The sequence below is a fragment of the Enterococcus sp. DIV0712 genome (assembly GCF_050554855.1).
Lineage (GTDB): Bacteria > Bacillota > Bacilli > Lactobacillales > Enterococcaceae > Enterococcus > Enterococcus faecalis.
The window spans coordinates 1234722-1255209 of record NZ_CP187333.1 but is presented as its reverse complement, the minus strand read 5'-3'; the positions used below and the strand labels follow the sequence as shown (position 1 = coordinate 1255209).

Genomic DNA, 20488 nt, shown 5'->3' with positions numbered 1-20488 from the left:
GCATTCTTCACAAAAGGACTCCGTATCACGATTCACATGACGACAATTTTTACACTTTTTCACTCAGGAAAACTCCTCTTTCTTTGATGATTTCTATCATACCAAGGGAAAGTTAAAATTACAATGCAGATGGTTTAGTATTTTTTAACAGAATGATGACAGATTATGACAACCTCTTTTCTTTTAGGCGTAAATTTTAAAAACCCACTGTCAAACATTGTTCAACAGCAGGTTTTTTATCATTTATTTTGTTAACGGTGTTTTTTTCTGAATAGTATGTTGCTTTTTTGATAGCCATGGCAATAACTTCGCATGTAGTACTAGAAAAACACCACTGACTAAGAGGCCTTTAATAAGGTTGAATGGCACAATACCAATCGCCACATAGCTTGCTAAAGATGTTCCTAAAAATTGTTGTGTGGTCACACCATATAATTGTAAGTAAATGGGTGTAATGACAAAATAATTCGCAATACTCATGAAAATTGTCAAGGCTAAGATCCCACTTACTAAGCCCACTATCCGATTTGTACGGATATTTTTCTTTTTACCAAAGAAATAAAAAATTGGCAAGGTGAAGATACTACTTGCTAAAAAGCTAGCGAAATCTCCCACCATATTTTGCGGTGCTAGTCCGGTTAAGAACAGGTGTAGCAACGAACGAACAAAAGCAGTAATTACTCCTGCTAACGGTCCGTACAAGAACATTCCGAGTAGAATCGGAATATCACTAAAATCGATTTTCAAAAAACTAAACGCCGGCATAATCGGAAATGCCACAAATTGTAATACTGTACCGATTGCAGCCAACATTGCAATGCTGACCATTTTTTGTACCTTGTTGTTCATCTGAAATCCTCCAATTAAGGACCCATCTTCAACGAACTTTTTGATTCGCTTCTTTGTCATACAAAAAAACCCTATTTTTCTGCAGGGAAAAATAGAGTAGGATTATCTGATGAAAAAGCGTCTCAAATAAGCCCTATCTTCTTTATCCAGACTATACTGTCGGTATTGGAATTACACCAATTCAATCGTTAAAAACGAGTCGTGGACTATAACCACCGGTCGGGAATTACACCCTGCCCCTGAAGACGAACCTTGTATTATATTTTTTTACTTACTTAGTGTAACCGATTTGAACAATGAATGCAACTAACTAAGCTTTTTTATTAAATTTCATTGATTGTTTCATTTCTCAAAAAAAACAATCCCTTCGCCATAAGCGCGAAGAGATCGAGTCATTTTATCTTATTTAGCTTGATTTAATAATTGACTGATTTCTTTTTTAGTTAAATCACGATATTGCCCTGGTCGCAAACCTTGTAAGGTCAACTCACCGTAACGTTCACGTTTTAATTTTTGAACAGGGAAACCAACAGCTTGAAACATTTTCTTCACTTGATGATTACGTCCTTCATGAATCGTTAATTCCACGACACTGCTACCTGTTTTAATATCCGCTGAAAGAATTTGAAAATTGGCTGGTGCTGTGCGTTTGCCATCAATGCGAATGCCTTTGGCTAATGGCAATAGATCCCGTTTAGTAGGTACACCTTTAATTTTTGCTACGTAGACTTTATCTACTTCATGTTTAGGATGGGTTAATTTTTGTGAAAAACTTCCATCATTCGTTAAAAGTAACAACCCAGAAGTATCATAATCCAGACGACCGACTGGATAAATTCGCTCAGTAACATCTGTAAAATAATCCGTTACTACTTTACGGCCTTTATCGTCAGACACCGCAGAAATAACCCCTCTTGGTTTATAGAATAAATAATAACCATATTCTTCTTGATAAATTGGTACACCATCAACCTCAACAGTATCTTGTTTACTTACTTGCGTTCCTAATTCTTTGACCACTTGGCCATTGACTTTTACGCGGCCTTTGACAATTAATTCCTCTGCTTTGCGACGCGAAGTCACCCCAGCATGAGCAATTGCTTTTTGTAATCTTTCCATTGTTTAAGCTTCCTCGCCTTCTGTTGTTTCAGACATTGGGTTCGTTTCTTGATAACGATCAAAAAATAGATCCATTGGTAGTTCTTCTTCTAATTCATCTTCCATTTGTTGGATATCTGGTAATTCATCTAAACTTTTCAACCCAAAGTAATCCATAAAATACTTCGTTGTGCCATACAAAATCGCTCTACCAGGACCATCGACGCGGCCTTTTTCTTCTATCAACTGACGGGCAACTAACTTTTGGATAGAGCCAGAAGTCTGTACGCCACGAATTTCATCAATTTCAATACGCGAAATTGGTTGCTTATAAGCAATAATGGATAATGTTTCTAGCGCCGCTTGTGATAAGGCGTTCGACATAGGCGATTGCGCATATTTTTTTAGTAATGAGGCATATTTTTTCTTCGTTGTTAAGACAAAATGATTGCCGACTTCTAAAATATTTAACGCCGATTTATTGTCAGAAGCATAATGTTCTTTCAATTTCGTTAATTCTTCATAGGTTTTTGCTGTTGACTTCTCTAATAAGTACGCCAGCTCTTCCAAGCCAATTCCTTCTTCGCCAACCACAAATAAAATTGCTTCAATTTGACTAACTAATGTCACTGTGTTTCCTCCACCTCTGTTGTATCTTCCTGCTGGGTTTCTGTATTAAATAACAAAATTTCACTATAATTATTTTCTTGTTCAGCATAAATCACGCCTGTTTTCATTAATTCTAAAAGAGCCATGAACGTTGTCACAATTTCTTGTTTGGAATAAGAATCGAAGAAAGAATCAAACGACACTGCCTTCCCTTTCTGTACTTGACGCATACGCTCTGAAATAGCGGTGATTTTTTCTTCGATGGAAACATCGTCACTAGCAACAGTTGTTTCAACAGGCTGGCGATTTTTTTTCTTTTCTAACATGGCGTGAAAGGCTAGAAATAAATCAATTGTATTGATTTGATTAGGCGGTAGTGTTGTATCTTCCTCTTTATAATCATCCATATCCATTGGTTCTTTTGTATAATAGAGTTTACGTTCTTCTTCTTTTTCATGTAAAACAGTCGCTGCATATTTAAATTTCCGATACTCCAATAACTGAGCTACTAAAGCTTCCCGTGGGTCTTCCTCTTCAAAAAAATCTTCATCATCAATGATTTCAAGCTCTTGTTTTGGAAGCAACATCTGACTTTTAATAGCCATTAAGGTGGCAGCCATGACTAGATATTCTCCAGCGACTTCTAACTCTAAGGTTTGCATCGCATGAATATAAGACATGTATTGTTCAGTTACTGCTGTAATGGGAATGTCATAGATATCGATTTCTAATTTTTGAATTAAATGTAGTAGAAGATCCAGTGGTCCTTCAAAGACATCTAGTTTTAAATTAATTTCTTGCAAAAACGACACCTACTTTCTTTTCTCGACTTCCTAGTTTACCATAAATTTATTCGTTTGTGGGCATTCTCGCAAATTAAGCCCGAGGAAAATGTTCCTTATAAACATCTGCCATTCGTTGTTTGGTAATATGTGTATAAATTTGTGTCGTGGAGATATCTGCATGTCCTAATAATTCTTGCACGATTCTAAGGTCTGCGCCATTTTCCAACAAATGTGTCGCAAAACTATGCCGTAATGTATGCGGGGTAATATTTTTCTCTATCTGGGCTTCTCGAACAATCTGTTTTAAATTTTTCCAAATGCCCTGTCTAGATAACGGTTCACCATGATGATTAACGAACAGGTGTGTTTCATTCGGATGATTTTTAATCAATTGAGGTCTGGCTTCGTTCATATAGCGCTCAATCCATTGAATCGCATAATCGCCTAAAGGGATAATTCGTTCTTTGTCCCCTTTTCCGATTGTTTGCAATAAACCAATGGATAAATGCAGATCCCCTAATTTTATTTCAATTAGTTCACTAACTCGCAGGCCCGTTGCATACATCACTTCTAAAATAGCACGATTCCGCATACCTAGTGGTTTACTTGTATCAGGCGTTTCAATTAATCGAGTCACTTCGTCAACAGATAATGTACTTGGCAATTTTTGAACTTTCTTGGGGGAGTCAATATGTTGCATCGGATTATGTTCGCTTAAGCGTTCTTGACGTAAAAATTGATGAAATCCTCTCAAACTAGAAATCATCCGAATCACACTTGCTGAAGCTTGCTGTTCTTCGTGAAGGGATTGCAAAAATTCTGTAATCATGTAACGGTCAACTTCGTCCCAAGAATGCAGGCCTTGTTCTTGTAAAAAGGCTACGTATTTTTTTAAATCTCGTTCGTAACTCCGTCGTGTGTTATTTGATAAGCCCCGCTCTATTTGTAAATAGTGTAAATAATCGACTAATTGTTCTTCCATTATCCTTCCCTCATTTCTAGTACTATCCTATCAGATTATGCCCTAGATTGCATGGGTAAATTCCAACTTATTAAAAAAAATCAACTGACAACAAAAGACTTGTTCACTAAGTCGTTAACTTAAGAACAAGTCTTTTGTTGTTGCTACTATTAGTAAAGAATAAATTTGTTATTTTATATATTTATCTAGAAAAGCAGCTACTGTTTCCTTATATTTTTCTGGGTTTTTATTATAAGCTTTCGCATGCTCTGCTCCAGGCACGACATATTTCTCTTTAGGTCCTTGGGTTGCATTATAAACTTCGTCTAACATACTAAACGGCACAAACGTATCATTTTCACCATGAATAAAGAGCATTGGTAAATGATTCTTTTGCAATTGCTTAACAGCACTTGCTTCCCCAAAGAAATAGCCAGCTCTAAGTTTCGTAATCCCGCTAGTAACATTAACTAATGGGAAACTTGGTAAATTGAAAAGCTCTTTCAATTGATATTGCAACTCCTGATTGACTGTAGAATAGCCACAATCTTCCACAATGGCTTTCACGTTATCTGGTAATTTTTCCCCGCTCGTCATCATGACTGTAGCAGCACCCATACTGACACCGTATAAAGTGATTTGTTCTTGCTGACCATTTTCGGTTAAAACTTTCTCAATCCATTGGACATAATCTTTACGATCGGGCCAGCCGAACCCAATATAATCTCCTTGACTTTTCCCGTGACCACGCGCATCTGGCGCTAACACATTGTATCCCCAATCATGATACATTTTCGCAAAGACAGACATCGTTTCTGCCGAACCCATATAACCATGCGCCATAATAACGGTACGATTACTTTTTTTGTCGGCTGGTAAATAAATGGCCTTTAGACGTAGCCCATCTTCCGAAGTAATTGACCATTCTTGTCGATTTTTGTCATCTTTAAACCACGCGCCTTCAGGTGTCTGGACCACTTTTGACCCTGGGGTATTCTCATTTATAAAGTCTTTCTTTCCTGGAACTACTGCATAATTATAAAAATATAAGCCTGCCGCAATTAAACCAATTGCAATTACTACAATAAGCGCAATCAAAATTTTTAACCATCGATTCATCTACGTACTCCTTTTATTTAAACTGTATGATTCATTATAAGTTGTCGCCCTTTTTTTGACAACTACCATTCAAAGATTCAGCCATCTTTCTTTACCACTACAATGAGACAATTTTGTTGCGACAAAAAAAGCATAGCACAAAAATATTACCTCTTGCGCTATGCTCCACTTATCTATTTATAGGAAACTAAAAATTATTTATTTTCAATAAGTTTAAAACTTGACCATGGTTTCAAAAATTCTAATAAGAAACGTTCGTCATCAGAAATACGACCAACCACATTTACACGGCCATCATTTTTCATTTCTTTTAAAGCAATTTGTGTTTCCCCTTTGTATTGTCCATAGCCAACGTTGTCAATCAAGACATCGCCTCGAACAATATCTCTCGTTGTATGAGCTGGGAAAGGACGATCTTTATAGTAAACACGTGTCATTGTTGAACGCAAAACGTAATCAGAACGATCTCCACGATAACTGTGTAAGTTATCGAACAATGCAATTCTTTCATCTTCTGTGATTTCTGGTTCTGTATCCACTTTGATCGAAGGATACGGTGCATGAAAGGCTTCTGCCATTGCTGCTAATTCTGCTTCTGAGGCATAAGCATTTCCGACAGAAATATCATCGATTAATCCTGTTAAAACTAAATGCTTAACTTGCGTTGCAATTTCTAAATCGCGGTGGTCTTCCAAAGAACATAACCCATCTTGTGTCGGCCATGGCCCAAATGTAGCATCGTGTGAGTTCACAAATGCCATCGTATTTAAATTATATTTTCTAAATTTTTCTGAACAATAAACAAAATGCTCATAGCCTAAGCCTGTATAACGATGTGGATAGAAATTATGTGAGCCTAGTAAATTTTCTGTGTTTGGTGAGTAGGCCATAATATTATCTACATAACTTGTCCCTGAACTCATATTAATTTCGATTTTAATGCCATAAGGGTTTCTTGTCATATTCGCCTCTTCTTGCCCAGTAAAACCAAGATCTAAACGAATACCGTAAGCGCCCATATCATGGAAAAATGATAAATCATCATAAGAGATGCCTAATTGTTCGAACAATGCAGGATTAATATCGACCATCACTTCCATACCTAATTGGTTGGCGTAATCTACGACTTTTTTAAACTCTGCTAATACCTTTTCCCGATCATCATTGATTTGCAATAAACTAGTAAAGACACGCTTAAAGCCGTATTTATGAGCCAAATCCAAATATGCTTTGTCCTTTTCAAATGTTGAACGTTCTGGATAAATTGAAATACCTAATTTTCCCATGTGATTGCCTCCTAAATTGTAAAACATAATAATGTATCTGCTTACATTGTAACAAAAAAAACAAAAGTGGTCTACACCTTTCCTATAGGAAATCTTATAAAAATTCCACTGGTTTGTTATCTTCTCTTTTGTTATGATAAAAAAGAACCTAATTGTCAGTGTGAAAGGAAGAGGAAAACAGATGAAACATAAGAAAATGCTTGCTGTTGCTTCAGTTGCAGCATTCACCTTGCTTTTAGCAGGCTGTAACACAACCAATAATAAAGGCACGACCGCAACGAGTGATTCTGTCGCTAAATCCAGTGAAAGCAAAACAAAGGATTCGGTCGACTTAAATTCACTAGATTTACCACAACTAGATGACAAAGTTGCCGAAGATCAAGACTTAGTCCAAATGGTTACTTCAATGGGAAATATTGAAATCAAACTATTTCCTAAACAGGCTCCAAAAACTGTCGAGAACTTTATGAAACATGCCAAAGATGGCTATTATGATGGCTTGACTTTCCACCGCGTCATCAATAACTTTATGATCCAAGGTGGCGATCCTAGCGGTGATGGAACTGGCGGAAACAGCATCTGGAATAAACCATTTGAAGATGAATTTTCAAACCAGTTATATAACATTCGTGGCGCATTATCAATGGCGAATGCAGGACCTAATACTAACGGCAGTCAGTTCTTTATTGTCCAAAATACAGATGATCAATCTGATGGTCTTTTATATGATGATTATCCAAAAGCAATCATTGATGCTTACAAAAAAGGCGGCTATCCTTCTCTTGATAAAAAACATACTGTTTTCGGTCAAGTAACCAAAGGAATGGATATTGTCGATAAAATTGCCAAAGTCGAAGTTGGTGCCAACGATAAACCAAAAACTGATGTTAAAATTGAAAAAATCAATATTCTTCAAGAAGCAAAAAAATAACAAAAAGTCAGAACGTACGCTGAAGATACGTTCTGACTTTTTGTTATTTTTGAATTGCTTGTAATGCCTTTTCTGGTACTTGGTCTTGATTGACCTCTTCATACGTATTGATGTGGGCCCCTTTATTTGAGACTTTTAGATAATGATCTGTTTTTAATTCATGGTCCGCTGTAAAAGTTATTTCTCGTGTTTTGCCTTCCTCATCTGCGGCTACTTGCGTATAACTAGCAATTCCATAGCCATTAACGCTATCGGCTTTCTTTGTTTTAACATACACATTTCCTTCTTTAACCAATGGATTTAATTGATCTAACACACCAGCTAATTCGCCAGAGTTCTTCTCTGCGTAAAACTTGGCCCCAAATAAACCACCACCAATAACAATTGCTGTCACCACTAAAAATTTAATAAATTTCATCACATAAATCCTCCCGAGTAATTATTCTCTGTTACTTCTTCCAAAGTATAGCAAGTTTTAAACAATCCTTCCTCGGGCGCAACGACCAGTTTTTCCTCAGACTTATGTCGTATTTTTGTTATTTTGAATAAATAACAAAACACTACTCTTCTATCAATAATTGACTTAATAATTGAATTTCTTGATTCTTAGTTAAGTCAATTGTTTTCATTGTAACCGCTGTGGCTAAACCTAAATAGATTACCACCATTTTAGGAAATAATTCGACAAATTTTCCTTTGTCCATTTGTACATATTTTTTATCCAATAATAAACGCTCTTCAAAAAAAGCTTGAAGCATTTGCTGCAATTCTTCTTCATAACCATGTGCTTTCATAAATAACGCCGTATAGATTTTTTGATGTTTTTGGGCAAATAATATAAAGTTCAGACCCAATGCAATCACTGGGTCTGAGGCACCGACATCTGCTTTATAAAATAATTGCATACGATGAAATAACGATTTAATTAAGGTTCGCTTTAAATCGTCCATGTTGACAAATTCTAAATAAATTGGCTGCGTAGAAATCCCCATAGTATCTGCAATATTTCTAGCAGTTAAATTAGAAAAACCTTTATCTACTAAAATTTTTTCAGCTACGTTTAAGATTTTTTCCTTTGTATATACCTTCGTTCTAACCATTTTCATACCCCTTTTCTCTTTTAGTTAACAATAACTTTATTATGTTCACACAAAAGAAAACCATTTTCATTATATATATAATATTTTACACTTTTTTATGCGTTTCTTTTCTCAAAATTTTCTATACATTTCAAAAAAATTGAGAATTTTTAACGCTTATAAACAAATAGGTCCAGAACAAAAGGTCATCACCTTTTGTTCTGGACACTAAACGGCTGCACTCTTTATTCTTCTATTTGTTTGCCTTGTTCTTTGGCAAGCTCATTTTTATCATAAGCTACAAAGAACGGATAGTAAATCAAAATGGCCACTAGAATTAAAACAATATTCAAAACAGCAGCACGCCAATCGCCGCCTGTCGCCATAAAGGCGCCAATTGGTCCTGGTAAGGTCCAAGGAGCGGTAAAGACAACTTCACTTACTAAACCTAATTTTGTGGCAAACCAAGCAATCGTTGCTAAAACCATTGGTGCAAAGATAAAAGGAATCATTAAAATCGGATTTAAGACAATCGGTACACCGAAAATAACTGGTTCATTAATATTAAAAATAGACGGTGCTAAAATAGCTTTTCCTAGTTTTGAACCATATTCTGATTTTGCCCGAAAGGCTAATAATATAGCTAAACCAATTGTGGCTCCAGCACCACCAATCCAAATAAACCATTGGTAAAAAGGTTCTGCCGCAATCCGAGGTAATGCTTCGCCAGCTGCTTTAGCAGTCGTGTTTTCCTCTAATAGTTGTAGCCATAGAGGACGCGCCAACGATCCTACGATTGAAGCGCCGTGAATCCCAAAGAACCAGAAAAATGTGGTTAAAAAGACCAACAGCAAGACACTCAATAAAGAGTCCGCTGCTTGAACTAGTGGTCCTACTAAGTTCCCTACAAATGTGTGCCAATCAAAGCCTAAATAATAAGTGATTGAACCAATCAATAACATGACAATTAACGTCGGAGTCAACGATTCAAATGAACGAGCAACAGCAGGTGGAACGTTATCAGGCATTGTAATTTTGAACTTAGACTTATCTGTTACTCGATAGATTTCGACAGCAATAATTGACGTCACAATCCCGACAAACATCCCTGCACCACCCAAATTAGCCATTGGTAAAACAAACCCAGAAACGCCAGCTGCTTTACTGGCTTCTTCAGGAATCGCCACAGGTACTAATGTTAATAAAAAAGCAATCGTAGCCAAAATCCCTCCAGAGACTTGATCAAGATTATATGATTTCGCTAAACTAGCGCCAATGCCAAAAGTCGCATATAACGCCATAATGTACATTGTCATTCGGTAAGGCAATAAAATTGTAGCAGCATTACTTGTTAAAAATTGAGTAATGCCCCAAGATTCTGGTAACGGCGGAAACGCAATAATTAGAAAAAAAGAACCGACAATAATTAAAGGTAATGTCGCAATAATCCCATCCCGCACCGCACGTAAATGGCGCTGATTGGCAATTTTAGCCATTGGTCCAGCTAGATGATTTTCAATCCAAACAGTCAGTTTATCTAACATAAATAACACTCTCCTCTGTTTTTCTCTTAAAAAATAACTCCTTTAATCAGCCATAAATAAGAGATAAGCTCTAATAAAATAAGAGAAATTAAAAACAACCAAATAAAACGCTTACAAAAACCTGTTTTCGTTTCAATAAAATAATGACTATACGCTAACGCAAAAGCAATCCCAACAGGCAAAAAAATCATGGCACCAATATTAAACGGCAGATTGAAAGTCCATAATAAAACACTCGGCAACAGGACACCACATAAGAGCCCCATACTAAAAAGAAAACCGGCACTTTTAACTGAAAACTTAGGAACCATTGCTTGATTGTTTTCCATTTCAATTTCGCTCCTTTCGTTTGTTATTTTGTTACATTTAAAATTATAAGCTATTAAAAATATTATTTCAATCTATTCGCTAATTTAATACTAATTTTAAAATAAAAAACCAGTTCACTGAGTGAACTGGTTTTATGCTTATTCGACAAATTCAAATTCAAAATTACCAATCCGAACAATGTCGCCGTCTTTCGCGCCACGTGCTCGTAATGCCTCATCGACACCCATACCACGTAATTGACGTGCAAAACGCATTACTGTTTCATCATGATCGAAATTCGTCATTTCAAATAATTTTTCTAATTTTTCACCAGATAAAACCCATGAAGCATCTGGTTCACGATCAATCGTAAATTCTGGACCTTCTGGTTGGAAGCCATAACGAACGGTTTCTTCCTCTACCACTTCATCTTCATATAATGGGAATTCAGGCGTTACTTCCAACAAGTCAGCTGTTGCATTTAATAAAGGTTCAATACCTTTACGAGTAACCCCAGAGATTGGGAAAATAGGTAGCTCATCAGCATACTCATCTGTGCGTTCCTTCGCAAGTTGCTCTTTAAATTTCGCTAAATTCTCTTCTGCTTCAGGCATGTCCATTTTATTGGCAACAATAATTTGAGGTCGCTCCATCAAACGTAAATTGTGTGAAGCCAATTCTTTATTGATTGCCAAGTAATCTTCATAAGGATCGCGTCCTTCCATGCCACTCATATCAATGACATGTAAAATAACACGCGTCCGTTCAATGTGGCGTAAGAACTGTGTTCCTAAGCCGACACCTTGAGAAGCTCCTTCAATTAAGCCTGGCAAATCTGCTGCAGCGAAGCTTCGACCGTCACTAGTAGTCACCATCCCTAAGTTTGGAACTAACGTCGTAAAATGATAGGCACCAATTTTCGGACGAGCGGACGAGATAACAGAGAGTAACGTTGATTTCCCTACAGAAGGAAACCCAACTAAGCCAACATCTGCTAAAACTTTTAATTCTAATTCGATTTTACGTTCTTGGCCTGGTTCGCCGTTTTCGGCAATTTCTGGTGCAGGGTTTCTCGGGGAAGCAAAGCGAATATTCCCGCGACCACCGCGTCCGCCTTTTGCTACTACTAAGGTCTGACCATTCTCAATTAAATCCCCAATTAAGGCTCCAGTTTCTGCATCACGAACTGTTGTACCTGGTGGAACTTTGACAAGTAAATCTTCTGAACCACGACCGTGCATTCCTTTACTCATACCATTTTCTCCAGGTGTCGCCTTAAAATGACGATTAAACCGGAAATCCATTAATGTGCGTAATCCTTCTTCAACAACTAAAACAACGTCGCCACCGCGACCGCCATCACCACCAGCGGGACCCCCGTCTGGTACATATTTTTCTCTACGGAAAGCAACCATTCCGTCGCCGCCTTTACCAGCTTTGACATCAATCGTCACTTGATCTAAAAACATGGACATATAATTTGTCCTCCTATTCTACTTCTACTATCTTTAATCACCTCAAAAAGCGTGATTCGAAAGTCTTTATTATTGTATCGGGAAAACAACCGTTTGTCTAGCAATTCTAGTTAGTTATCGTTGGAAAAAGCAAAATTTCTCATGAATCTTTCGCTTTCTTTTTGTCGCTTCGCTATCAGTCTTTTGACAAAAAAATTTTAGAGGTTCATACTATAGATAGTTGAAGAAAATCACTTTTTCAGCAAGGGTCCAAAGAAACACAAACATCTAAAGGAGGAATTTTTGTTATGACAGTCAAAGTAGGAATTAACGGTTTTGGAAGAATTGGTCGTTTAGCCTTTCGCCGAATAAAAGAAGTTTCTGATGATATTGAAGTTGTGGCTATCAATGATTTGACTAGCCCAACAATGTTGGCTCACTTATTACAATTTGACTCTACGCATGGCACCTATCCTGGCACCGTGACAGCCACTGAAAATGGCATTGTTGTTGACGGCGAAGAAACCCGTGTCTACGCAGAACCAGATGCAAGTAAAATCCCTTGGGTTAAAGAAAACGGAGTAGACATTGTGCTTGAATGTACAGGTTTTTATACCTCTGAAGAAAAAGCACAAGCTCATTTAGATGCAGGTGTGAAACGTGTGGTTATCTCTGCTCCTGCAGGCGCAATGAAAACAATCGTTTATAACGTCAATGATGATACACTTGATGCCAACGATAAAATCATTTCTGCCGGTTCATGTACGACAAACTGTCTAGCACCGATGGCTTACTTCTTAAATAATGAATTCGGTATTGAAGTTGGTACCATGACAACTGTCCATGCCTACACATCAACACAAATGCTATTAGATGGCCCTGTTCGTGGCGGAAATCTTCGTGCGGCACGCTCTGCTGCAGACAATACTATTCCCCATTCAACTGGTGCTGCTAAAGCAATTGGCTTAGTTATTCCAGAACTTAATGGAAAATTACAAGGCCATGCCCAACGTGTTCCCGTTGTGGATGGATCCTTAACAGAATTAGTTAGCATTTTAAAAACAAAAGTAACAGCTGATCAAGTAAATGAAGCAATGAAAAAACACACCATTGATAACCCTTCTTTCGGTTATGATGATCGTGAAATTGTTTCTGGAGACATAATCGGCACGACAGAAGGTTCGATTTTTGACCCAACGCAAACAGAAGTAACGACAGCTGGCGATTTCCAATTAGTGAAAACTGTGGCTTGGTATGACAATGAATATGGTTTTACTTGCCAAATGATTCGCTTATTGGAAAAATTCGCTAATTTATAATTCCAATGAATAAAAAACTGCCTTGCATAAATTAATGCAAGGCAGTTTTTTTAATGTTTACTTTGACAACTTTGACAAATACCATGAAAAGTTAAGCGATGATCTTTGACTAAAAAATGATACCGACTTTCAACAATTTGCTCTACTTCACCAAGCAAGTCTTCTTCCACTTCCTCAATTGTGCCACATTCTAAGCATAACAAATGGTGGTGAAAGTGTTTGGCGCCTTCTTTTCTTAAATCATAGCGAGCTAAACCATCGTTAAAGCTCACTTTATCAACGACTTTTAAGTCTGTTAAAATTTCTAGCGTTCGATAGACTGTTGCTAGACCAATTTCCGGACTTTTTTGTTTTACCAAGAAGTAAATTTCTTCTGCTGATAAATGATCTTTTTCATTTTCCAATAATACAAGTACGGTTGCTTCCCGTTGTGGTGTTAATTTAAAGCCTGATTCATGTAATTGTTTTTTTGTCTTTTTTAAAGCAGCAGTCGAATCCATTATTACAGCTCCTTGTTTAGAATGATTACAAATTAAGAAACTTAATTTATCAATCAAATTAAAATAATTATAAAAGAAATAACTGTAATTTGCAAGATATTCTCAATTAGCTACCTTAATTTTTTTCTTTTGATTGTTCCAACGAGCCAATTAGAATTGTTTTACCATCTTCTTGTTTAATTAATTTTTGTTTCATTAAATGGCCTAAGGCGCGTTTAAATTGAGCTTTACTAATGCCAAAGGTTTGTTTAATTTCATCAGGGCTTGATTTATCGGTGAAAGGAATTTGGTGATCGTTTGCTCTTTCTAAGAAAGTTAGAATCATTAACGCATCATCGCTGATTACTTCATGACTTCTTGGTTTTAACGAAAGATTCAATACGCCGTCCGGCCGCACGCCAATCACACGTCCCACTACTTTTTCACCTAAACGTGGTTCCTGGAATCGTTCAGAAGGATGGATAAATCCAATGTATAAATCATCAGTTAAAATATACGTTCCTGCAAGTTTCAGACGATACACATGCCCGGTTAAGTTTTGGTTTTGCATTTCAGCATTCCCACGTTTTGCCATTGCTTTAAAGACTTTTTCATCTGCTAATTCGCCCCAAATGCGGTCTTTACTGTCCACTTTTAAAGTAACCATTACTCGGTCTTCTTTTTTAGGCCAAAGTTCCCGCATGGTTGGTAATTCATCCAACGAAATAACGACATCTTTATCTGGTAAGCCAACGTCTACAAAGACACCTAAATCACGTCTCGTTCCTGTGACAGTACCAAAGCCATAGCTACCAATGCGCACAGTAGGAATTGTAGTTGTCAGTGCTGGCTCTTGTTTTTGATTTAAATAACCAAACCCTTCTACAGCCTCCCCTATAGCATGCGTACCTTCTTCTTTTTTTAAACGGAATGTGATGCCATTTTTTTGAACAAAATAAAATTGTTCATTTTCATCGACCACAATGCCGGTAAATGTTGTTGCTAGTAATTCTCTCATTTATCATTAACTCCTCAAGGAAAATCAATCGAACAAAAGATTTCCGCTTTTGTTCGATTGTTTCTATTTTCTTTTATTGCCCTGCATTACGAGAAGCGTTCCCTTTGAACCAACCTGTTTTAGCATTGATTGTAACTAAATACATGTGAACATTTTTCTCTGTAGTGCCTTCTAATAATTTTGATTGATTGTTTGTTGCATAAAGATTGTAGTAACCTTCGCCATTCACAATTTTGGCAGGTTCTAAAGAATATCCGCCAGGAACCACATAGCCACGAGCAATCACTGTGTCTAAGACTTTTTCTTTCACACCTGGTGCCCATGTCCACGCTGGATTGCTACTATCAGCGATATCGGCAGCATCTGGCGCATAAAGCGGACTAGTGTAAACCCCGTCACTGTTCGGCGCCGTGTAGCCATTCGCTTCTGTTTTCGCTGTTTCTTCCTTCTTAGCGTTCTCTTTTTTCGCGGCAGCAGCTTGTTTCGCTTGTTCTTCTGCTTGTTTTGCTTGCTCTGCGGCAGCTTGTTCTTCTGCAATTCTTTTCTGTTCTTCTTCAACCTTGGTTAACGCTTGGTCAGCTGTCGTGACTTGTTTGACCAGTTCTTTTTTCAGCTTATCACTTGTTACTTTATCTACTTCTGCCTTAGCAGCTTGATACGTGTCTCGATTCAGCTGATTGGTAGTTTTTCCATCTTTATAAATGACCTCAACCGCTTTTTTAGCTTTTTGTAATTGGTTGTATTGTTGGTTCGCTTGATCGATTGCTTGGTTCATCAATTGGTCAAATGGATCATTTCCTGTTAATTTCTTTACGGAAATTGGTTGATCAGCAGCTAGAATCGCCGGTTTCAACTCATTGCCATTGACAATCGGCGCCTCAAATAATTGGTTGATTTGTTGAATGGTTTGTTGCTTCTCTTTCAATGTTTGAATTTGTTTATTTAATTGAGAATACTCTTCTGAATCTTTAATTTCCGCGACTTGTTTTGAGAGTTTTTCTGGACTAACAGTCACCATATCTGGTTTAATAAAAACTTGCTCCTTCGTGGTATAAAAGGCTGCTAGTTCATCTTTCAGCGTATCTGTTTTCTTGGTTAGTGCCGCCGCCTCTTGTGCGGCAGCTTTTTGCGTTTGATCATGATACGCCCAAGCACTACCTCCAGCTAATAAAACAACCGCAAGCGCAACGAAAACTACTTTTTTTGATGGTTTCTTCGGAGCAGGCGCTGGTTGAGTATTCCCAGTTTCATTCATCGGTGGTATCACACCTGAATTTGAAACTTTTTCCTCGGTTGCATCAGCTTCACTCGGTGCTTCTAGCGACGCTGCACTTGTTAACCCTTCTTCAGAATCTGAAATGGATTCAGTTGGTGTTTCGGCTTGGGTTAATACTGCCTCACCGCTGTTTTCTAACTCTTGGGTCTCTGCTGTTTCTTCTGATGGATTTTCAGACATTTCTGTATCTGCTCGATGCGCTTGAATATAAGCTTGCAAAGTTTCGTTTGGTGTTACATCTTGATCTTCTATCGGTGGTTGTGAAAAAATTTCTTCTTCAGAAGTGGTAGAGATAACTTCAGTTCCTGAAATCTCTGTTAAAGCTTCCTCTTCTGACTTCACCGTCTCAGATACCTCAGCTGTTTCTGCTTCAACAGTAGTTGTTTCTTCCGTTGTTTCTTCTAAATTAACTGCTTCGTCCGTTGCTAGTTTTTCTTCTGTTGAATGAGTAGGCGTCTCTTCTGTCGCTGGTGTCGACTCCTCCACCGAATCATGAGTCTCCTCACTAGCCCCTTCTTGAAGCGATGTTTCTAGACCAGAAACATCCTCTGAATCAGAGACTATTAAGTTATCTTCTGTTGACTCCTCTTTTTTGTCATCATTACTTTCTTCTTCTGGTGATTCGCCAAACAGTTCCATCACATGGCCTAAGCTCATATCTTTTAACTCAGACCATTCAATATTCTCATTTAATTGATCTTCGTGTTGTTCATTTTCCTGTGTTTCAAAATCTATATTTGTTGAAGTCGTTTCCGCTTCTTCTTTATCAACTGTTGTGTCAGTTAGTGAATAGCCACATGTTGGGCAGGTCGTTAATTCTGCATCGAATTCGTTCCCGCACTTCGGACATTTTTTTGTCATTCTTCCGCCTCACATTCTGCTAATATTCCATTACTTCTAATTTACCACAACTTGCGCCTTCTTCCAATAACTAGCAATGACATTTAGAGACTTTTTAAAAATCAAAAGCGGCTCTTCTCGCATGCACGAAAAGAGCCGCTAAACGGTATGTTTATTCTAAAAAGTCTTTTAATTGTTTTGAACGAGAAGGATGTCTTAGTTTTCTTAACGCTTTTGCTTCAATTTGACGAATACGTTCGCGAGTGACACCGAAAACTTTTCCGACTTCTTCTAGCGTACGTGTCCGACCATCATCTAAACCAAAACGTAAACGTAAAACATTTTCTTCACGGTCTGTTAAAGTATCCAGAACATCTTCTAGTTGTTCTTTTAACAATTCGTAAGCTGCATGTTCAGCAGGACTGGTAGCATCTTGGTCTTCAATGAAATCACCTAAATGTGAATCATCTTCTTCACCAATTGGTGTTTCTAAAGAGACTGGCTCTTGTGCGATTTTTAGGATTTCACGAACTTTTTCTGTTGGTAAATCCATTTCCGCACCAATTTCTTCTGGCGTTGGTTCTCTACCTAAATCTTGCAATAGTTGGCGTTGAATCCGAATCAATTTATTGATTGTTTCAACCATGTGAACAGGAATTCGAATCGTTCTAGCTTGGTCCGCAATTGCCCGCGTAATCGCTTGACGAATCCACCAAGTAGCATACGTAGAGAATTTGAATCCTTTACGGTAGTCAAATTTTTCAACAGCTTTCATTAAGCCCATATTACCTTCTTGAATTAAATCCAAGAATTGCATACCACGACCTACATATCGTTTGGCAATTGAAACAACCAAACGTAAGTTAGCTTCTGCTAAACGTTGTTTTGCTTCTTGATCGCCTTCTTCAATTTTAAGTGCCAATTCAACTTCTTCTGCGGCAGTTAATAATTGAACGCGCCCAATTTCTTTTAGGTACATACGCACGGGATCATTAATTTTAACACCTGTTGGCGCAGATAAGTCTTCTGCTTGGGCCTTTTCCGCTTCCTTTTCATCTTTTTTCAAGCTATGTTCACTTGGGTCTCCATTTTCATCGACCACGCTGATACCAGCATCTTCAACTTTTTGGATCAATTTTTCCATAGCTTCTGCATCCAAAGTATACGGTGTGGCTAATTGATTCGCTAAATCATCATAAACCACTGTTCCTTTAGGCTTGTTTTCTTTGATAAATGCTGCCACTGCAGCTTCATATTTTTTACTTGTTTCTTTTTCCATGAAAGAAGGCCCCCTTCATTTTTCGGTTCACGCTTGAAATAACTGATAAATCACTGGGACTTATCAAAATAAAATGAACAAAACGCTTAGTTCTATTCATTATATTGCTTAAGTAAATGTTCGTTGAGCTTTAAGCTGTCGAGCCAATTGGATAATCTCCATTGTTAATTCGGCTTCAAGCTGTTGGTTGCCCACTCGTTTTGCTTCTTGCTGTTGAATCTTTTTCTGCTCAATTGCCTCTGCAATACTTGATAAGGCAATTACATGTAATAAATCGGCAACTTCTCGCTCAGAGCTTTCTTCCGATAAATTCTGATACGCAATTTCAATTGCTAATTGTTTGGTTTGATTATCTTGCAAGAAATTAATAAAATCGGCAATGTCGAAACTTTGATGCAGTGTCGCATAACTTTCTAGCAAGAAATATAATTCTTGGTATTCATCATGAGCGAACGAAAAATCTGGCAATTGTTGAACGGTTTGCCGTACTCCTTGTTCATTCATTAAACGAAATAATAAGGAACGTTCTGCTTTTTGAACTTGTGTTAACGGTAACTTGTTCTGGACGTGATTCTCTTCAAAAACAGGTTCTTCCATTGGTGGTGGCATCATTTCATCTTGATAAAATTGTTGCCTTTCTTGCCGTTGGACTGAACGTTGCTCTTGCTTCAATTGATTGAATTGCTCTTCCAAACTATGAACAGAAAGTTGAAATTCCTGAGCAATTTGGTTTAAATAACGATCACGTTCCAAGGGAGATTGAACATTGGTTAACTCCCGTAACAATTCGTTCACATAATCCAATTGTTCTTTTTCGTTATTCATGTTTCTAGTTAACCGATGATAATTCATTTTAAAACTAAAAACTGTTTCTCGGCCATGATTGGCTAAATTTTGAAAAGCTTCTGCGCCATATTTCCGCACATATTCATCAGGATCCAGCTTTTCAGGGATGCTGACAATACTCAAGTCAAAATGACTGTTTTCTTGCAATAATTGAATCGCACGGTTTGTGGCTTGAACACCGGCATTATCGCCATCGTAACAAATAACTACTTCCTTAGCGACCCGCTCCAAACGCCGAATTTGTTCATTGGTCAAACTAGTCCCCATTGAAGCCACCCCACTTTTTACGCCTGATTGCCAAGCAGCGATAACATCCATGAATCCTTCAAAAAGCAAGACTGTATTTTCTTTACGAATTTCTTTTCTGGCTTTATCAAAGTTAAACAGCGTTTCTCGCTTATTAAAAAGTGTTGTTTCAGGACTATTCAAGTATTTAGGCATCTCATCCCCTGGAAAATCAGCTGTTTTTAACAAGCGACCAGAAAAGGCGATGACATTGCCTTGGGGATCATTAATTGGAAACATGATTCGTTGATAGAAACGATCCAAAAACGTACCGTTATCTCTTTGGACAAACAGCCCAGAAGGCTCAAAAAGCGTTTCATCCAATTGTTCATTTTTAAAAACTTGACTTAAGAAATCACGTTTTTGCGGCGCAAATCCAATTTGAAAGGTCTCAATTAGTTCTTGTGTTAACCCCCGCTCTAATAAATAGTTTAATGCGGGTTCGCCAATTTTAGTATTCACTAAAATATGATGGTAAAGTTCTGCGGCTTTACTATGCAGTTGTAACAAACTCCGTCTTTGTTGGTTTTCTGGGGTATCCGCTACTTCACGCGGCTCTGACCAATCAAAGTCCACAGATAAATGTTCCAAATCTGCAACACGTTTCACGGATTCTGGAAAACTAATGCCTTCAATTTCTTGCAAGAAATTAAAAACAGTTCCACCTTTCCCGCAGCCAAAACAGTGAAAAATTTGTTTGTCTTCTGCTACTGAAAATGAAGGGGAACGTTCTTCGTGAAACGGACATAAACCCATATAATTTTTACCGGATTTTTTTAACTGGACATACTGCCCAATAATATCTACTATATTCGTTCGGTGACGAACTTCCTCAATGACTTCCTGAGGAATGCGTTGTGCCATTGTCCTCACCTCCTAAGAATAGCATTGTGCTAACTCATGTGATTGACCGTTTAAAAAACGCACTGTCATTTCAGTGCGAATTCCAATGGACACATTTACACATGATTTATTGTATCACATAATCTCTGTTTTTCAAGTATCTTGTTTCAACTCAACAAAAAAAGAAAGTATCTAGGACAAAAGTCATCCTGACTTCTGCCCCAGACACTAACTCTTAAAATAATCAATTAAACATCAAACTTGCTCCGACTCCCTTCA

Annotated in this window: 19 protein-coding genes and 1 riboswitch; of the genes, 2 read left to right on the top strand and 17 right to left on the bottom strand. The window is 37.6% G+C overall.

What is annotated here, in order from left to right; all coding sequences use genetic code 11:
• Nucleotides 1-243 precede the first annotated feature (243 nt).
• The 7 genes from IGL42_RS06045 to IGL42_RS06015 form a co-directional block, all read right to left on the bottom strand.
• Entirely contained in the window at nt 244-909 is a 666-nt protein-coding gene (locus tag IGL42_RS06045; protein WP_002382314.1) for an ECF transporter S component, read from the bottom strand.
• 71 nt (nt 910-980) lie between these two features.
• Nucleotides 981-1100: riboswitch (FMN riboswitch) on the bottom strand.
• A gap of 151 nt (nt 1101-1251) precedes the next feature.
• Nucleotides 1252-1968 (bottom strand): pseudouridine synthase, encoded by a 717-nt coding sequence (locus IGL42_RS06040; RefSeq protein ID WP_002357624.1) that lies wholly within the window; start codon nt 1966-1968, stop codon nt 1252-1254.
• A gap of 3 nt (nt 1969-1971) precedes the next feature.
• A complete protein-coding gene (gene scpB / locus IGL42_RS06035; RefSeq protein WP_002357625.1) occupies nt 1972-2577 on the bottom strand; it encodes an SMC-Scp complex subunit ScpB in 606 nt (201 codons plus the stop codon).
• A complete protein-coding gene (locus IGL42_RS06030) occupies nt 2574-3368 on the bottom strand; it encodes a segregation/condensation protein A (RefSeq protein WP_002390627.1) in 795 nt (264 codons plus the stop codon). Before IGL42_RS06030 ends, scpB begins: the two co-directional genes overlap by 4 nt.
• Before the next feature lie 64 nt (nt 3369-3432).
• On the bottom strand, nt 3433-4323 hold the full coding sequence (xerD, locus tag IGL42_RS06025) for a site-specific tyrosine recombinase XerD (RefSeq protein WP_002360354.1): 891 nt from the start codon (nt 4321-4323) through the stop codon (nt 3433-3435).
• 168 nt (nt 4324-4491) lie between these two features.
• On the bottom strand, nt 4492-5421 hold the full coding sequence (locus tag IGL42_RS06020; RefSeq protein WP_002357629.1) for an alpha/beta hydrolase: 930 nt from the start codon (nt 5419-5421) through the stop codon (nt 4492-4494).
• Nucleotides 5422-5615: 194 nt separating this feature from the next.
• A complete protein-coding gene (locus IGL42_RS06015) occupies nt 5616-6707 on the bottom strand; it encodes a DUF871 domain-containing protein (RefSeq protein ID WP_002360357.1) in 1092 nt (363 codons plus the stop codon).
• A 181-nt stretch (nt 6708-6888) separates the two neighbouring features.
• On the opposite strand from IGL42_RS06015, the gene IGL42_RS06010 reads away from it, so the two are divergent.
• Entirely contained in the window at nt 6889-7638 is a 750-nt protein-coding gene (locus tag IGL42_RS06010; RefSeq protein WP_002374887.1) for a peptidylprolyl isomerase, read from the top strand.
• A 43-nt stretch (nt 7639-7681) separates the two neighbouring features.
• On the opposite strand, the gene IGL42_RS06005 is transcribed toward IGL42_RS06010, so the two are convergent.
• The 5 genes from IGL42_RS06005 to obgE form a co-directional block, all read right to left on the bottom strand.
• Nucleotides 7682-8056 (bottom strand): YxeA family protein, encoded by a 375-nt coding sequence (locus IGL42_RS06005; protein ID WP_002357632.1) that lies wholly within the window; start codon nt 8054-8056, stop codon nt 7682-7684.
• 142 nt (nt 8057-8198) lie between these two features.
• Complete coding sequence (locus tag IGL42_RS06000; protein WP_002380280.1) at nt 8199-8744, bottom strand: TetR/AcrR family transcriptional regulator; 546 nt, start codon at nt 8742-8744, stop codon at nt 8199-8201.
• A gap of 218 nt (nt 8745-8962) precedes the next feature.
• Complete coding sequence (locus tag IGL42_RS05995; RefSeq protein ID WP_002363934.1) at nt 8963-10261, bottom strand: PTS sugar transporter subunit IIC; 1299 nt, start codon at nt 10259-10261, stop codon at nt 8963-8965.
• Between the two features lie 26 nt (nt 10262-10287).
• Nucleotides 10288-10590: a hypothetical protein gene (locus tag IGL42_RS05990; protein ID WP_002357636.1), complete on the bottom strand. Its 303-nt coding sequence runs from the start codon at nt 10588-10590 to the stop codon at nt 10288-10290.
• 138 nt (nt 10591-10728) lie between these two features.
• Nucleotides 10729-12045: a GTPase ObgE gene (gene obgE / locus IGL42_RS05985; protein ID WP_002384537.1), complete on the bottom strand. Its 1317-nt coding sequence runs from the start codon at nt 12043-12045 to the stop codon at nt 10729-10731.
• A 287-nt stretch (nt 12046-12332) separates the two neighbouring features.
• Here obgE and gap point away from each other — a divergent pair, with 287 nt between their 5' ends.
• A complete protein-coding gene (gene gap, locus IGL42_RS05980) occupies nt 12333-13343 on the top strand; it encodes a type I glyceraldehyde-3-phosphate dehydrogenase (RefSeq protein ID WP_002357638.1) in 1011 nt (336 codons plus the stop codon).
• Nucleotides 13344-13393: 50 nt separating this feature from the next.
• Here gap and IGL42_RS05975 read toward each other — a convergent pair whose 3' ends face one another.
• The 5 genes from IGL42_RS05975 to dnaG all read right to left on the bottom strand — a co-directional run bounded on the left by IGL42_RS05975 (nt 13394) and on the right by dnaG (nt 20230).
• On the bottom strand, nt 13394-13843 hold the full coding sequence (locus IGL42_RS05975) for a Fur family transcriptional regulator (protein ID WP_002357640.1): 450 nt from the start codon (nt 13841-13843) through the stop codon (nt 13394-13396).
• Between the two features lie 115 nt (nt 13844-13958).
• Nucleotides 13959-14840 (bottom strand): CvfB family protein, encoded by an 882-nt coding sequence (locus tag IGL42_RS05970; RefSeq protein ID WP_002361792.1) that lies wholly within the window; start codon nt 14838-14840, stop codon nt 13959-13961.
• A 73-nt stretch (nt 14841-14913) separates the two neighbouring features.
• The gene (locus tag IGL42_RS05965; protein ID WP_010710398.1) at nt 14914-16977 is read right to left on the bottom strand and encodes a cell division site-positioning protein MapZ family protein; all 2064 of its coding nucleotides are present in this window, start codon (nt 16975-16977) and stop codon (nt 14914-14916) included.
• Between the two features lie 151 nt (nt 16978-17128).
• Nucleotides 17129-18235 carry an RNA polymerase sigma factor RpoD gene (gene rpoD / locus IGL42_RS05960; protein WP_002360364.1) on the bottom strand — a complete coding sequence of 369 codons (1107 nt, stop codon included), beginning with the start codon at nt 18233-18235 and terminating at the stop codon, nt 17129-17131.
• Between the two features lie 108 nt (nt 18236-18343).
• A complete protein-coding gene (gene dnaG / locus IGL42_RS05955) occupies nt 18344-20230 on the bottom strand; it encodes a DNA primase (protein ID WP_002380276.1) in 1887 nt (628 codons plus the stop codon).
• Between the last annotated feature and the right edge of the window lie 258 nt (nt 20231-20488).